The sequence below is a fragment of the Ancylobacter pratisalsi genome, from assembly GCF_010669125.1.
In the GTDB taxonomy this organism is placed as follows: domain Bacteria; phylum Pseudomonadota; class Alphaproteobacteria; order Rhizobiales; family Xanthobacteraceae; genus Ancylobacter; species Ancylobacter pratisalsi.
Map to the genome: position 1 here is coordinate 1,543,115 of NZ_CP048630.1, position 13,445 is coordinate 1,556,559.

The window sequence follows — 13,445 nt, forward strand, 5'->3', positions numbered from 1 at the left end:
ATGGCATCTGCCCCTGACAGCACGTGCCCGCATCAGTACGTGCCCCTCACGGCATGCCCATCCGGGAAAATGGAGAACGACCCCATGTCCAGCTTCTTGCGTAGCGGTCTCGATCGTCGTGGTTTCCTGAGAACATCCGCCCTTGCCGCCGGCGGCCTGATCGCGGCCCCCTATCTCGGCGGTCCGGCGCGCGCGGCGACGCTGAAGACGGTCAACTTCAGCGAGGCCGTGCACAATCTGGGCTACATCAACCTCTATGTCGGCATGCATGCCGGCATCTTCGAGAAGAACGGCCTCGACATGAAGGTCTCCGCCGCGGGCGGCGACACGCAGACCTTCGCCGCGGTGCTCGGCGGCTCGGCGGACTTCGCCATTGGCGACGCCACCATGGCGGTGATCTCGCGCGAGAATGGCGGCCCGGGCGAGGTCGTCGGCACCGTCGTTCAGCGTGCGCATTATTTCGGCGTGTCGAAGACGATGGAGCCGTTCAGCGACCCGAAGGATCTCAAGGGCAAGAGGATCGTCACCTCGCCCGAGCCGAACACCAACTACTCGGTCACCAAGCGCATGTTGGAACAGGCGGGCCTCACCATCGGCACCGACGCCTTCATCGTCACCGTGAACCCGGGCACCGAGATCGCCGCCATGCTGGCGGGCCAGGCCGACATGGCGGTGGCCTACCAGCCCAGCGTCGCCGCCGCGCAGGCGCAGGGCGCCAAGGTTGTGTTCGACTTCTCGAACTACATCGGCCCGTTCTGCAACACCGGCATCATGGTGCTGCCCACCACCATCGAGAAGGATCCGGAGATGGTGCAGGCGCTGGTCACCTCCTTCGAGGAAGCCTCGCGCAAAACTTATGCCGATCCCGATTTCTCCAAGAAGGTGGCCCGCGCCGAGTTCCCGGACCTGCCGGGTGACGTCGTCGACAAGGCGATCGACGCCGAGCTGAAGTACCTGATCCCCGCCCAGTCCGTCATCACCAAGAAGGACCAGTGGCAGAACCTCATGGACATGCAGCTCTACCTGAAGAACATCAAGGGCACGGTCAGCTTCGACGAGATCATCGACAACTCCTTCGCGGAGAAGGCGATCAAGCAGCTGGGGTAGGCACCGTGCACCCCCTCGCGACAGCCACCGGAGCGGGCGCGCCTTCTGGCGCCCCGCCCCTCGTGGTGGAGCATGTCTCCAAGAGCTATGACGCGGACGGCCACATCGTCCCGGTCATCGGCGACCTCTCGCTGACGCTGAGCGAGGGCGAGATCGTCGCCATTGTCGGCCCGTCCGGTTGCGGCAAGACCACCCTGCTCAACACGCTGTGCGGCCTCCTCGCCGCCGATACGGGCCGCATTCGCTGGCATGGCCGCGACATTGCCGGCCAGCCCGCCGGGGTGGGCTACATGCTGCAGAAGGACCTTCTGCTGCCGTGGCGCACGGCGCTGAAGAACGTCATGCTGGGGCTGGAGATCCGCGGCGTCCCCCTCTCGGACGCCGAGGAGCGCAGCCATGTCATGCTCGACCAGCTCGGGCTTCACGGCTTCGCCGACCATTACCCGACCACGCTTTCGGGCGGCATGCGCCAGCGCGTGGCGCTCGCCCGCACATTGGTGAACGAGCCCGACGTGCTGCTGCTGGACGAGCCCTTCGCCGCACTCGACTTCCAGACCAAGCTGCTGATCGAAAGCGACACCGCCCGGCTGGTGCGCGAGAGCCGGCGTTCCGTGCTGCTGATTACTCACGACATCGAGGAGGCGGTCTCGCTCGCTGACCGGGTCATCGTGCTCACCAAGCGGCCGACGCGGATCAAGGCGGTCTATGAGATCGACCTCGGCACCGCGCGCACCGACATGATCGCCGCGCGCGAGAGCACAGGCTTTTCCGACTATGTCCGCCGCATCTGGGCCGATCTCGATGTCGGCCGGTAGCAGGGAGCGCACGGCCATGGACAGTTCCACCCGCCACACCGCATCCCCGGCCCTTGCCGCGCGGCGATCATCGCGGTTCCGCGCCACCGCGCTCGTCGTGCTGACCCAGATCCTCGTGCTGGCGGCGTTTCTGGCGTTCTGGGAGTACATGACGTTCTTCGACAAGCAGGCGGCCTTCATGTTCGGCTCGCCCTCGGCCATCGCCGGCTTTCTGCTGAAGATGGCGCAGGATGGCAGCCTGTGGCGCGACAGTTATGTCACCGGGCTGGAGACGCTGCTCGGCTTTGTCATCGGCAATGTCATCGGCACATTGATCGGCCTGTCGCTGTGGTATTCGCGCTTCGTCTCGCGGGTCATAGAGCCCTTCGTCATCGCGCTGGGCTCGATCCCGATCATCGCACTGGCGCCCATCATCATCATTTGGTTCGGCACCGGGCTGATATCGAAGATCGCGATGTCGACGCTCTCCGTGGTGATCGTGGCGCTCGTGACCTCCTACAAGGGCGCGGTCGGGGTCGACCCGGACCAGATCAACCTGATGCGCACGCTCGGCGCGTCGAAATTCCAGATCTTCCGCAAGCTCGTGGTGCCCGCCTCGCTCACCGACATCTTCGCCGGGCTCAAGCTCACCGTCGGCTTCGCGCTCATCGGCGCCATCGTCGGCGAGTTCATGTCGTCATCGGAGGGGCTGGGCCACGCCATCTTCAAGGCCGGCTCGCTCTACATCATCCCCAAGGTGTTCGCCGCGCTCGTGGCGACCATCGCGCTCGCCCTGCTGCTAACCTTTATCGTCGGCAAGGTGGAACGCCTGCTCATGCCCTGGCGCCGCCTCGCCTGAGGAGACGCCGAAGACCCGTGCCTTTGCGCCTTCCTTCGCCCCTTCAAGCCTTTTGCGCCCATCCCAGTGCCCATGGAGTGACCATGACCCAGCGTGTCAGCAAGGCCGGCAACATCAAATATGCTTTGTCGGCAAATGACGGCTTCATCGCCCACGTCGAACCGGGCGAGACCTTCGTCGTCGAATGCGCCATCAACGCCAATGACGGCACCATTCGCCATCTCGGCCAGCAACTGACCGAGGCCGACGTCACCTTCCCCTTTGTCAATGGCGCCACGGGCCCGATCGAGGTGAAGGGCGCCAAGCCCGGCGACATGCTGGTGCTGGACATCGTCGGCATGGAACTCGACACGCTGGGCTTCACCGCGCTGTGGCCGGGCGTGGGCATGTTTCCGGACTGGGTGCGCCAGAAGGAGTTCGGCCACCTCACCCGCGTCGTCGAAGTCGCTGACGGCATCGTCCACTGGAGCGACAAGGTGAAGCTTCCGGTCCGGCCGATGATCGGCGTTGCCGGCGTGGCCCCGGTCGCCGGCGCCGTGCTCACGGTGGACAACGGCCCGCATGGCGGCAATCTCGACGTTCAGGAGATCACCCCCGGCAACACGGTGATGTTCCGCGTCAACCACGAGGGCGCCCATCTCTTCCTCGGCGACTGCCACGCGCTGCAGGGCGACGGCGAGGCCAACGGCATGGGCGCCATCGAGATCGGCGCCACGCTGACGGTCAAGGTTTCGCTCGCCCCCGCCCCGGCGCGGCTGGCTCATCCGCGGATCGAAACGCCGACGCACATCTGCACGCTCGGCTGCGCCCGCCCGCTGGAGGACGCGATGCGGATCGCCTTCCAGGAAATGATCTACTGGCTGGAAGACGACTACGCCATTCCCGCCGCGGAAGCCTACATGCTGCTCGGGCAGATTGCGGAGGCGCGGTGCACCCAGGTGGTGAACCCGAAATACACCTACATCTGCAAGGTCGACAAAAAGCTGCTCGCCCAGTTCGCCGGCTGAGCCTTCCGGGCGGGGAGGCGCTTCCCGCCCGGCCCTCAATGGCCTGCCGCCTCGCCGGGCCGCCGCGCCTGCCAGGCCCGTGATCCGATCCGCTGTCGCCTTCGTACCTGCCATATCCTCAACCCGGACGATGAAGGCGGCGATGATGCGGTATCTGGTGAGCTATCTGGCGACGGGGCTCGTTATGCTCGCCATCGATGCGGTCTGGCTCGGCCTCATGACCAGCCGGCTGTACCGCCCACGCCTCGGCGACATGCTGGCCGAAACGCCCAATCTCGCCCCCGCGGTCCTGTTCTATCTGATCTATGTCGGCGGCATCGTGGTGTTCGCGGTACAGCCCGCGCTCGCCTCCGGCCGCTGGACCACGGCGCTATTGTTCGGCGCGCTGCTGGGCCTTGTCGCCTATTCCACCTACGACCTGACCAACCAGGCCACGCTGCGCCAGTGGTCGACGCTGGTCACGGCCGCCGACATGATCTGGGGCACGGTGCTCACCGGCGTTTCCGCCACCGCCGGGATGCTGATTACCCAGGCCCTGATGGGCCGTCAGGCTCCCTGACCCGCCTCACCCGCTGGCGCGCAGCCGGTAGTGAGTGACGCCCCACTCCTCGCCGTCGCGATGGCCGAACAGTCCCGCCGTGGCGAGGTAGAACAGCCGCCAGCGTCGCCGCCACAGCGCGGCATCCGTGCCGTAGACCTGCTTCAGCACCTCGTCGATCCGGGCGCGGTTGGCATCGAAATTGGCCAGCCAGTCCTGCGCTGTGCGCGCGTAGTTGCTGCCGCTCCAGCGCCAGCTTTCCTCGACGACGAACGTGTCGGCAAAGCAGCGCACCAGCCCCTCGCTGGGCATAATGCCCCCGGTGAAGAAGTGCTGCGCGATCCAGTCGGCCTCGTCACCGTGGTCGAAGCGGTAGGGCGTGCGGCGGTGGGTGAACACGTGCAGGAACAGGCGGCCATCGGGCCGCAGCCAGCCCCGCGCCCGCGCCAGCAGCGCGCGCCAGTTCGCCATGTGCTCGAACATTTCCACCGAGACGATACGGTCGAACACCGCCTCGGTCTGGAACGCGTTCATGTCGGCCGTCACCACGGTGACATTGCCGAACCCGCGCGCGCGCGCCTCGCTCTCGATAAAGGCGCGTTGCGGCGCCGAATTCGACACCGCCACGATATGTGCTGCGGGGAAGCGCTCGGCCATGAACAGGGTGAGCGAGCCCCAGCCGCAGCCTAGTTCCAGAATGCTCTGGCCATCGGCCAGCGCCGCGTGGTCGACACTCACCTCCAGTGCGCGCCGTTCGGCGGCCTCCAGCGTCTGCGCACCCTGCCCATACAGGCAGCAGGAATATTTCCGGCGCGGCCCCAGGGTGAGCGCGAAGAACTCCGGCGGCAGTTCGTAGTGCTGGTCGTTGGCGCGCTCGGGATGCTCCGCGATCGGGCGCTGCGCCATGGCCTCGGCAAAACGGCGCTCCTCGTCCTCCGGCAGGGCGGACAGTGCGCGGCGGGTGCGATCGACCAGCCTCTCGATGCCCATGCGGGTGAGGGCATCGGGAAGCGGCAGGCGTTCGGCGAGACGGCCCGCACATGCGATGAGGCTCATGTTCCTGCATCTCCACCTGGTGTGTTGGTCAAGGGGTGGCGCGGCGGTCCCGGCCAGAAGGCATTCACCCGCCGCTGGTAGGCACGGAAGGCCTCGCCCCGCGAGCGCAGCATGTGCGCCTCCGTCGGCGGGATGCCCGAGGCGTGGACCAGCAGCGCGTACATCAGCAGCGGCGCGAGGAGGGCGACGAAGCCCCAGGGGTGGGCACCCGTGAGGTCGATCGCGATCGCCGGATAGGCCAGCCAGCCGAGCCATTCGAAGAAATAATTGGGATGGCGCGTCATCGACCACAGCCCCTCGTCGCACACCCGTCCCCGGTTGGAGGGGGCGGCGCGAAACCGGGCGAGCTGGCGATCTGCGATACCGGCACCGAGCACCGCGACGACGACGAGCAGCCCCCCGATCACATCGCCCGGCCCTATGCCGGGCAAAGGATGGCGGGCCGCCGCCATCACCGCGAGCACCAGCACAAACCCGGCGAGGGCCTGTATTTGCAGGAACCTGAACATGCGCGCCGAAGCCGTCCGGCCCCATTCCCGGCGCAGCTCCACATAGCGCGGGTCGTCATGGCCCCCGAGCGTGCGGGCCAGAATGTGCGTGCCCAGCCGCAGCGACCACAGCGCGATCAGTGCGGCGACCAGACCCTGCCGGAAGGACCAGGCCTCGCCGGAAACCGGTGCCACCGCGCCCGCCACGCCCGCCGCGCCGACCGCGAAGGTCCAGATCGTGTCGACCCAGCCATGATTGGCGCGGCGCTCGGCCACGGCCCACGCCAGCGCCATGGCCAGCGAGAGCGCGGCGGCGAGGGCGAGGATCAGCAGGGCAAGGCTCATGAGCGCGCCGCCTCCCCCGTCGTCTTGCGAATGAAGGCCGCCGTGTCGTCCAGCACCGGCGCGATCAGCCGTAGCGGCCGGGCGAAGGCGCCGATCAGCGTGCGATGGTCGGCCCGGTCATAGGTCCGCGTCGTCACCTCGCCCCCGTGCTGGCGAATACGCGCGGCCAGGCGCGCGGTGTTGCCGGGATCGACGGTGCGATCGTTCGGGCCGGTGGCGAGGAAGGCGGGCGGGCCGCGCCCGTCGACGAAAGTGATCGGCTGGGTGCGGGCGCGCTGCGCCTCAGGGCCGAAGATCGTCGCCAGCGTGGCGCTGTGCAAGGGCAGGAAATCATAGGGGCCGGCCAGTCCGACCATCCCGGCGATGTCGGTCCCGGCATCGAGGCCGACAGCTTTGAGCCACTGGTGGTCGAAGCTCAGCATCGCCGCGATGTGGGCCCCGGCGGAATGCCCGGCGAGCACAAGCCTGCGGCCATCGCCGCCGAACCCGGCGGCGTGATCGCGCGCCCAGCGCACCGCCCGTGCGCCATCCTCGATGAAATCGGGGAAGCGCGCCTGAGGGTAGACGCGATAATCCGCAATGACGGTAACGAACCCCCGGCTCGCCAGCGCCGCGCCGACGAAACGGTAGGAAGAACGCTCGCCCTCCTCCCAGCCGCCGCCATAGAAGAAGACGACAACCGGGCGCCCCTCGCCGGCACCGGTGGGGGTGTAGACGTCCAGACGCTGGCGCGGCCCCTCGCCATAGGCGATGTCGGTTTCGCGCCGATGGTCCTCAAGGCCCGCCAGCGCGTTGAGCACCTGCACCGGGGCGAAAAAGGCGCTCGCCGTTCCGCCCGCCAGCGCGGCAAGCGCGAGGAGAAGGGCTTCGCGCATGGTCGGCTACAGACGGACGAAGGGCTGGATCAGGCGACCGAAGAACCCGGTCAGCCGCATGCCCCCCTCCAGCGCGGCGAGACAGATGCACTCCCCATCCGGATCGACGATCGGCTGGTGCTCGACATCCTGGTCCATCTCCGACAGGTCGCCGGGCATGTAGCGCCCGAATTCGTCGGAGAAGGAGCCGACCAGAACCTGGGTGAACTCGGTGCCGAAATGGCCATGCTCGGGCAGTTTCCGGTTCGGCCCCACGCGCAGCAGGGTCACGCGGGCCGAGGGGTCGTGCGGCAGCGTCACTGCGCTCGCGCGCACGCCGATGCCGATCCACCGCCAGGGGCCGATTTCGCACTCCTTGAGCGGCGCCGGCAGGACGATGCCGCCGGGAAGGGTGGAGGGCGCGCGGCCTCGTCCGGCAGACGGGCGCGAACGCGCCGGGAGGGAGGGCGCGGCCGGCGCCCGCTCTTCCTCGTCGATCGCGTGCATCGCGGCGGCGAAAGCCCCGGGCGGCATCGCCTCGGGCTCGATCTCCTCCAGCAGCGCGCCACCCACCGCCTCGAACGCGGCGAGACGGGCACGGCAGACCGGACATGTGGCAAGGTGCGTGGCGACGACAAGCGCCGGCCCGGCGGGCAACTGGCCCGCGGCAAGGCGCATCAGGGTTTCATCGGTCGCGTGATGACGGCTGGTCATGTTTCGCCTTCCAGCAACGCACGCAGCCGGCCAAGTGCCAGCCGCACGCGCGATTTTACCGTGCCGAGCGGAATGCCGAGCTCGCTGGCGATCTCCGAATGAGCCTTCTCGCTGAAGAATGAGAGGCGCAGAACCGTCGCCTGTTCGTCGGAAAGTGCCGTCATGGCGGTGCGCACGCGGGCCTCGCGCTCGGAAGTCAGCAGCATCGATTCGCCGGAAGGCGCGGGGTCGCTCTCCTCCGGCATTTCGCTCTCAGTCACCTCCACCACGCGCGAGCGGCGGAAATGGTCGATGCGCAGGTTGCGGGCGATCGTGAAGATCCACGTCGACGCCCCCGCCCGCGCGGGATCGAAATAGGACGCCTTGCGCCAGATGGAGAGCATCGTCTCCTGGGTGAGTTCCTCCGCGACATTCGGCGCCAGGCCGGATTTGCGCAGGAACGCCGTCACTCGCGGCGCAAAGTGCCGGTACAGCCGCCCATAGGCCTGCCGGTCGCGGTCGCGGGCGATCCGGAGGATGAGCCCGTTCAGCTCATCCGCGCTCGGCATGGCGCCGTCATCCAATGGATGCGTCAAGACCCGCCCCCATCCTTGATCCGGAGATGGAGCGTTTCGGCCAGATCGGACATGTTCCAGCTGGGCATTCATGCTCCCCTATACGCGGCACCTGCGTGGGCGGATCATCGCCCAAATGGTGATCCAGTCAAAAGCCGGCTGCGTAACGTGATGACAACGTCCTCAACGTTCCCCCTGTCCGGTGAAGCGTCCCATGAACATGCATCAGAATTTCGCGACCGGATCGTCGCTCAGGATCGCGGTCATTGGCAGCGGCATTTCCGGGCTGTCGGCGGCGTGGCTGCTCTCCTCCCGTCACGACGTGACCCTGTTCGAGGCCGAATCGCGCCTTGGTGGACATTCCAATACCGTGGAAGTGGCCGGCACGCCGGTCGATACCGGTTTCATCGTCTATAATGAGAAGACGTACCCCAATCTCACCGCCCTGTTCGCGCATCTGAAGGTGCGCACCCGTGAGTCGGACATGTCCTTCGCGGTGTCGCTGGATGATGGGCGGCTGGAATATTCCGGTTCGGGCCTGCGCGGCCTGTTCGGACAGCCGGCCAATCTTGTCTCGTCCCGCTTCGCCTCGATGCTGCGCGACCTGCTGCGCTTCTATCGCACGGCCCCTGGCGAGCTGCCCTTCATGGGCCGGCTCAGCCTCGACGCCTATCTCGACGCAAATGGCTACGGCATTCCCTTCCGCGACGATCATCTCTACCCGATGGCCGCGGCGATCTGGTCAACCGCCGCCAGCGAGGTCGGGCGCTACCCGGCCTCGGCCTTCGTGCGCTTCTGCGACAATCACGGCCTGCTCCAGCTGACCGGTCGCCCGCCCTGGCGCACCGTGGTCGGCGGCAGCCGCACCTATGTCGCGCGGCTGCGCGACGCGATGCACGGGCGGATCATTTCCGGCACGCCGATCCGGCAGGTGCGGCGTCAGCCCGGCGGTGTGGTGCTCGTCGATGACACAGGCACCGAAAGCGGCTTCGACCATGTCGTCATCGCCACCCACGCCAACCAGGCGCTGGCGCTGCTCGACAGCCCCACGCAGGCGGAGGCCGAGCTGCTCGGCGCCTTCGGCTACAGCCGCAACGAGGCGGTATTGCATTCCGATCCCCGGCTGATGCCGCGCCGCCGCGCGGTCTGGTCGGCCTGGAACTACCTCGCGGACCGGCGGACGGAAGAGCGCCTGTGCGTGACCTACTGGATGAACAAGCTGCAGGGGCTACCCTCCACCTCGCCGCTCTTCGTCACGCTCAATCCCATCGAAGCGCCCGATCCGGCGAGCGTCGCCCACCGCGTGGTCTACGAGCATCCGCTGTTCGACATCGAGGCCATGGGCGCACAGGAACGGCTGTGGGAACTGCAGGGCGAACGCGGCGTTTGGTATTGCGGCGCCTATTTCGGCGCGGGTTTTCACGAGGACGGTCTTCAGTCCGGGCTCGCGGTCGCCGAAGCGCTGGGAGGCGTTCGCCGGCCTTGGACCGTGGCCGATGAATCCGGGCGCATCCCGCTTTCGCGCCGCCCCAAGGTCAGCGCCGAACTGGAGCTTGTCCCGTAGTGGAACCAACATCCGCCCTCTATGCGGGATCGGTGATGCATGTGCGGCTCAAGCCGCGCCGCCACCGCCTTGCCTACCGGCTCTGCTCCTTCCTGCTCGATCTCGACGAGATCGACGCGCTGGACGCCCGGCTGCGCCTGTTCTCGCGCAACCGTTTCAACGCCTTCAGCTTCCATGATCGCGACTATGGCCCGGTCGCGGACGCAGGTGCGGAGGGCGCCGGGCGCGAGGGCGAGCCGCTCAAGGCGCAGGTGGAACGCCAGCTGATGGCGGCGGGGCTGGCGCCCGATGGCGGGCCGATCCGGCTCCTCACCATGCCGCGCCTGTTCGGCTACGCCTTCAATCCGCTGAGCGTGTATTTCTGCTACCGCCGCAGCGGCCGGCTGTTCGCCGTGCTCTACGAGGTCAGCAACACGTTCGGCCAGCGCCACAGCTACCTCATCCCCGTCGCCGAGGGCGAAGGCGACAGCGCGGTGCTGCGCCAGCAGGCGGCGAAGCGGTTCTACGTGTCGCCCTTCATGGACATGGACCTGACCTATTCCTTCCGCGTGCGCCCGCCCGGCGAGGAGCTGCGGATCGCGATCCTCGCCAGCGATGCCGAAGGGCCGGTGCTGAGCGCGGTGCATGCGGCCAGGCGGCGCCCGCTTACCGACCGGCACTTGCTGCGCGCCCTGCTCGCCTACCCGCTGATGACCGCCAAGGTGACTGCTGGTATTCATTGGGAAGCGTTGAAGATCTTTGCCAGGGGCGTCGGCCTGCGCCAGCGCCCGCCCGCTCCCGAGAGGCCGGTGAGCGTTTCGCCCGCCGGCCTTTCACCGGCACCCCGGCCTTGAGGACAGCGCCCATGAAGACAGCGCCGTTGCATACCGACGCCGATACGTTTGACGGGCAGCCCCGGACGGTGACGCACCCCCCCGGCCGCGCCAACCTGCGCGAGATGATGCTGGCGCGGCTGCTCGATCGTCTCGCCATTGGCGGCCTCACCGTGGTGACGCCGGAAGGGCGGCGCCTGACCGCCCACGGCCCCGTGCTGGGACCGGAGGCCGTGGTGGTTCTGCATCGCTGGCGCGCCCTGCGCCGCCTTCTCACCGGCGGCGATGTCGCCTTGTCCGACGCCTATGTCGCGGGCGACTGGTCCAGCCCAGACCTCGCCGCCTTCATCGAACTGGCCGCCCACCACGTCCCGCGCATCGCCGCGCGCATCGACGCCCTGCCCCCGGTGCGGCTGTGGAACCGGCTGCGTCACGCGCTGCGTTCCAACTCCCGGTCGGGGAGCCGGCGCAACATCTCGTTCCACTACGATCTCGGCAATTCATTCTATGAAGCCTGGCTCGATCCGGGGATGAGCTACTCGTCGGCGCTCTACGCCCGTGAGGACCAGTCGCTCGAGGAAGCGCAGCAGGCGAAACTGGCGCGGATCATCGAACTGCTCGATGTCGCGCCCGGCCAGCGCGTGCTGGAAATCGGCTGCGGCTGGGGCGGGCTGGCGATGGCGCTCGCCCGGCGCGGCGCGGACGTGACCGGCATCACCCTGTCACGCGAGCAGCTGGCCTATGGCCAGACGATGATCGAGACCAGCGAGGGCCTTCCTGGCCGCGCGCAGCTGCGGCTCCAGGACTATCGCGAGCTAGACGAACGCTATGACCGTGTCGTCTCCATCGAGATGTTCGAGGCCGTGGGAGAAAACTACTGGTCGACCTATTTCGCCCGGTTGCGCGCCTGCCTCGTCCAGGGCGGCACGGCGGTGCTCCAGGTCATCACCATCGCCGAGGACCGGTTCGAGGGCTACCGGCGCAATACCGACTTCATCCAGCGCCGCATTTTTCCCGGCGGCATGCTGCCGACCAAGACCCATATCGCCGAGCACGCGCGGGACGCCGGGCTGGAACTCGTCGACACCGAGTGTTTCGGCCAGAGCTATGCGCGCACGCTCAAGGAATGGCGAACCCGTTTCCTGAATGCGCGCCAGCAGCTGGAGCCGCTCGGCTTCGACGCCGAGTTCCGGCGGCTGTGGGAATACTATCTGAGCTATTGCGAAGGCGGCTTCCGCTCCGGCGCCATCGATGTCGGGCTGTACCGGTTGCGGGGTTAGGCGAAGGAAACAGGCGCCGCGGCGCCTATTTCACCCGTGACCAGGACACGGTCTTGCACAGCAGCTCGGCAAGAACGCAGCCGCGCGTCTGCAGGCTGTTGGGCTGGACGCTCATGAACATCGAATAGGTGAGGTCGCGCTGCGGGTCGTAGGCGGTCCCCTCGAACCCGCCACCCGCGCCGGGCTCCAGCGTCAGCACCAGCCGGTCGCCGACCGACTCGCCGCCCGACGTGTCCTTGATCCAGACATTTGTCGCGCAGATCTTGTCTCCGCAGGGCGCGATCCGCACCCGCGCATTGCCGTCCCCGCGCATCCACACGCCATGGGCCTGGGAGCTGGACGGGTTTGCCAGCGCAGGGGTGGAGACGAGAAGCGGCAGAAGAAGGAACAGGCTTCTTTTCATGGCGACCTCGCGTACCGGGCAAAAGGCAGGCGCCCCTGTTACGCAAGACAATGCCCGCCGGATCTCCCGGCCGATTCAGCGCCGCGATGACGCGTTCAGCCCAGCTCGTCCCGCCAGGGCGGGTTGGCTCCCGCCCGCGTCACCGAGATCGCCGCGGCCCGCGCCGCGAAGGCCAGCGCCTCGCCAACCGCCTCGGCCGGCAGTTGGGCCAGGAGGTCGGGCGCCAGCGCGCCGCGCTCCGCCAGCGCGGTAAGGAAGCCCGCATTGAAGGTGTCGCCGGCCCCGACCGTGTCGGCGACGGTGACGGCGGGTGCCGGCGCCTGCACTTCGCACGCGCGGCCGAAGGCGCGGGCGCCGTGCGCGCCCAGCGTCACCAGCACCAGTTCGGGGCCCATCGCCAGCACCTTGCGCGCCTGGGTGAAGAGATCGCCCGGCCCAGTCACCCAGAGCAGGTCCTCGTCGGAGAGCTTGACCACATGGCTGAGCCCGATCAGCCGCTCGATGCGGGCGCGATAGGCCGCCTCGTCGCGGATGAAGCCGGGGCGAATGTTGGGGTCGAGCATGATCAGCCGGTTCAGGCCATCGCCGGCGACCTTGGTGGCCAGCGCCTCCATGGCGCCGCCGACCGGCTCGCCGACGAGGCTGATGCCGCCGATGAACAGCGCCGCCACCTCGGTGGGCACCTCGGGCACGTCCGCGGGTGTCAGCAGGCGGCCGGCGGTGTTCTCGTCGAGGAACAGATAGCGCGCCTGCCCCTCGACCAGTGTCACGAAGGCCAGTGTGCTCGGCCGCTCGGCCGGCACGCACAACCGGGTATCGACCCGTGCGTCCCTGAGCGCCGCGCGCAGCTGATCGCCGAACATGTCGGTCGAAAGCCCGTACCAGAACAGCGTACGGGTCCCCAGACGACCCGCAGCGATCGCGGTGTTGAACACCGATCCACCGGGCAGGGGCAGGAAGGCCTGCCCCTCCGGCGTCGTGCGCGGGACCATGTCGATCAACGCCTCGCCGGCACACAAAATCGCCGGCGGCGTCGGATTGGGGTCAGGCATCTGTCTGGTCCTTGCCGC

General features: G+C 67.9%; 15 protein-coding genes. 8 read left to right on the forward strand and 7 right to left on the reverse strand.

The features are described 5' to 3' along the window. The first annotated feature begins 84 nt into the window (after window positions 1-84). The 5 genes from G3A50_RS07365 to G3A50_RS07385 all read left to right on the forward strand — a co-directional run bounded on the left by G3A50_RS07365 (window position 85) and on the right by G3A50_RS07385 (window position 4,326). Window positions 85-1,107, forward strand: coding sequence for an ABC transporter substrate-binding protein (locus tag G3A50_RS07365; protein WP_163074639.1), 1,023 nt, complete (start codon window positions 85-87; stop codon window positions 1,105-1,107). 5 nt (window positions 1,108-1,112) lie between these two features. Next, window positions 1,113-1,922, forward strand: coding sequence for an ABC transporter ATP-binding protein (locus tag G3A50_RS07370; RefSeq protein WP_163074640.1), 810 nt, complete (start codon window positions 1,113-1,115; stop codon window positions 1,920-1,922). 16 nt (window positions 1,923-1,938) lie between these two features. Next, window positions 1,939-2,760, forward strand: a complete 822-nt coding sequence (locus G3A50_RS07375) for an ABC transporter permease (RefSeq protein WP_246252217.1) — start codon at window positions 1,939-1,941, stop codon at window positions 2,758-2,760. A gap of 83 nt (window positions 2,761-2,843) precedes the next feature. Next, window positions 2,844-3,767: an acetamidase/formamidase family protein gene (locus G3A50_RS07380; protein WP_163074641.1), complete on the forward strand. Its 924-nt coding sequence runs from the start codon at window positions 2,844-2,846 to the stop codon at window positions 3,765-3,767. Between the two features lie 142 nt (window positions 3,768-3,909). Beyond that, window positions 3,910-4,326 (forward strand): DUF2177 family protein, encoded by a 417-nt coding sequence (locus G3A50_RS07385; protein WP_210255245.1) that lies wholly within the window; start codon window positions 3,910-3,912, stop codon window positions 4,324-4,326. Window positions 4,327-4,332: 6 nt separating this feature from the next. Here the strand turns inward: G3A50_RS07385 and G3A50_RS07390 are convergent, their stop codons facing one another. Genes G3A50_RS07390 through G3A50_RS07410 form a run of 5 tightly spaced genes read right to left on the reverse strand, consistent with a single transcriptional unit; the run spans window position 4,333 to window position 8,310 of the window. Then, on the reverse strand, window positions 4,333-5,361 hold the full coding sequence (locus G3A50_RS07390; protein ID WP_163074642.1) for an SAM-dependent methyltransferase: 1,029 nt from the start codon (window positions 5,359-5,361) through the stop codon (window positions 4,333-4,335). Continuing rightward, window positions 5,358-6,194, reverse strand: a complete 837-nt coding sequence (locus tag G3A50_RS07395; RefSeq protein ID WP_163074643.1) for a DUF1295 domain-containing protein — start codon at window positions 6,192-6,194, stop codon at window positions 5,358-5,360. Before G3A50_RS07395 ends, G3A50_RS07390 begins: the two co-directional genes overlap by 4 nt. Further along, complete coding sequence (locus tag G3A50_RS07400) at window positions 6,191-7,069, reverse strand: alpha/beta hydrolase (RefSeq protein ID WP_163074644.1); 879 nt, start codon at window positions 7,067-7,069, stop codon at window positions 6,191-6,193. The genes G3A50_RS07395 and G3A50_RS07400 overlap by 4 nt, the downstream gene beginning before the upstream one ends. Before the next feature lie 6 nt (window positions 7,070-7,075). Beyond that, on the reverse strand, window positions 7,076-7,762 hold the full coding sequence (locus tag G3A50_RS07405) for a ChrR family anti-sigma-E factor (RefSeq protein ID WP_163074645.1): 687 nt from the start codon (window positions 7,760-7,762) through the stop codon (window positions 7,076-7,078). Next, window positions 7,759-8,310: a sigma-70 family RNA polymerase sigma factor gene (locus tag G3A50_RS07410; protein ID WP_163074646.1), complete on the reverse strand. Its 552-nt coding sequence runs from the start codon at window positions 8,308-8,310 to the stop codon at window positions 7,759-7,761. The genes G3A50_RS07405 and G3A50_RS07410 overlap by 4 nt, the downstream gene beginning before the upstream one ends. A gap of 220 nt (window positions 8,311-8,530) precedes the next feature. Between G3A50_RS07410 and G3A50_RS07415 the strand changes: the two genes are divergently transcribed. The 3 genes from G3A50_RS07415 to G3A50_RS07425 are packed head-to-tail and all read left to right on the forward strand — an operon-like array spanning window position 8,531 to window position 11,972. Next, window positions 8,531-9,880, forward strand: a complete 1,350-nt coding sequence (locus G3A50_RS07415) for an NAD(P)/FAD-dependent oxidoreductase (RefSeq protein ID WP_163074647.1) — start codon at window positions 8,531-8,533, stop codon at window positions 9,878-9,880. Next, window positions 9,880-10,713 carry a DUF1365 domain-containing protein gene (locus G3A50_RS07420; RefSeq protein ID WP_163074648.1) on the forward strand — a complete coding sequence of 278 codons (834 nt, stop codon included), beginning with the start codon at window positions 9,880-9,882 and terminating at the stop codon, window positions 10,711-10,713. The genes G3A50_RS07415 and G3A50_RS07420 overlap by 1 nt, the downstream gene beginning before the upstream one ends. Before the next feature lie 11 nt (window positions 10,714-10,724). Next, the gene (locus G3A50_RS07425; RefSeq protein WP_163074649.1) at window positions 10,725-11,972 is read left to right on the forward strand and encodes an SAM-dependent methyltransferase; all 1,248 of its coding nucleotides are present in this window, start codon (window positions 10,725-10,727) and stop codon (window positions 11,970-11,972) included. Window positions 11,973-11,997: 25 nt separating this feature from the next. Here the strand turns inward: G3A50_RS07425 and G3A50_RS07430 are convergent, their stop codons facing one another. Then, window positions 11,998-12,375 (reverse strand): DUF2147 domain-containing protein, encoded by a 378-nt coding sequence (locus tag G3A50_RS07430; protein ID WP_163074650.1) that lies wholly within the window; start codon window positions 12,373-12,375, stop codon window positions 11,998-12,000. Window positions 12,376-12,470: 95 nt separating this feature from the next. Continuing rightward, window positions 12,471-13,427, reverse strand: coding sequence for a carbohydrate kinase family protein (locus tag G3A50_RS07435; RefSeq protein ID WP_163074651.1), 957 nt, complete (start codon window positions 13,425-13,427; stop codon window positions 12,471-12,473). Between the last annotated feature and the right edge of the window lie 18 nt (window positions 13,428-13,445).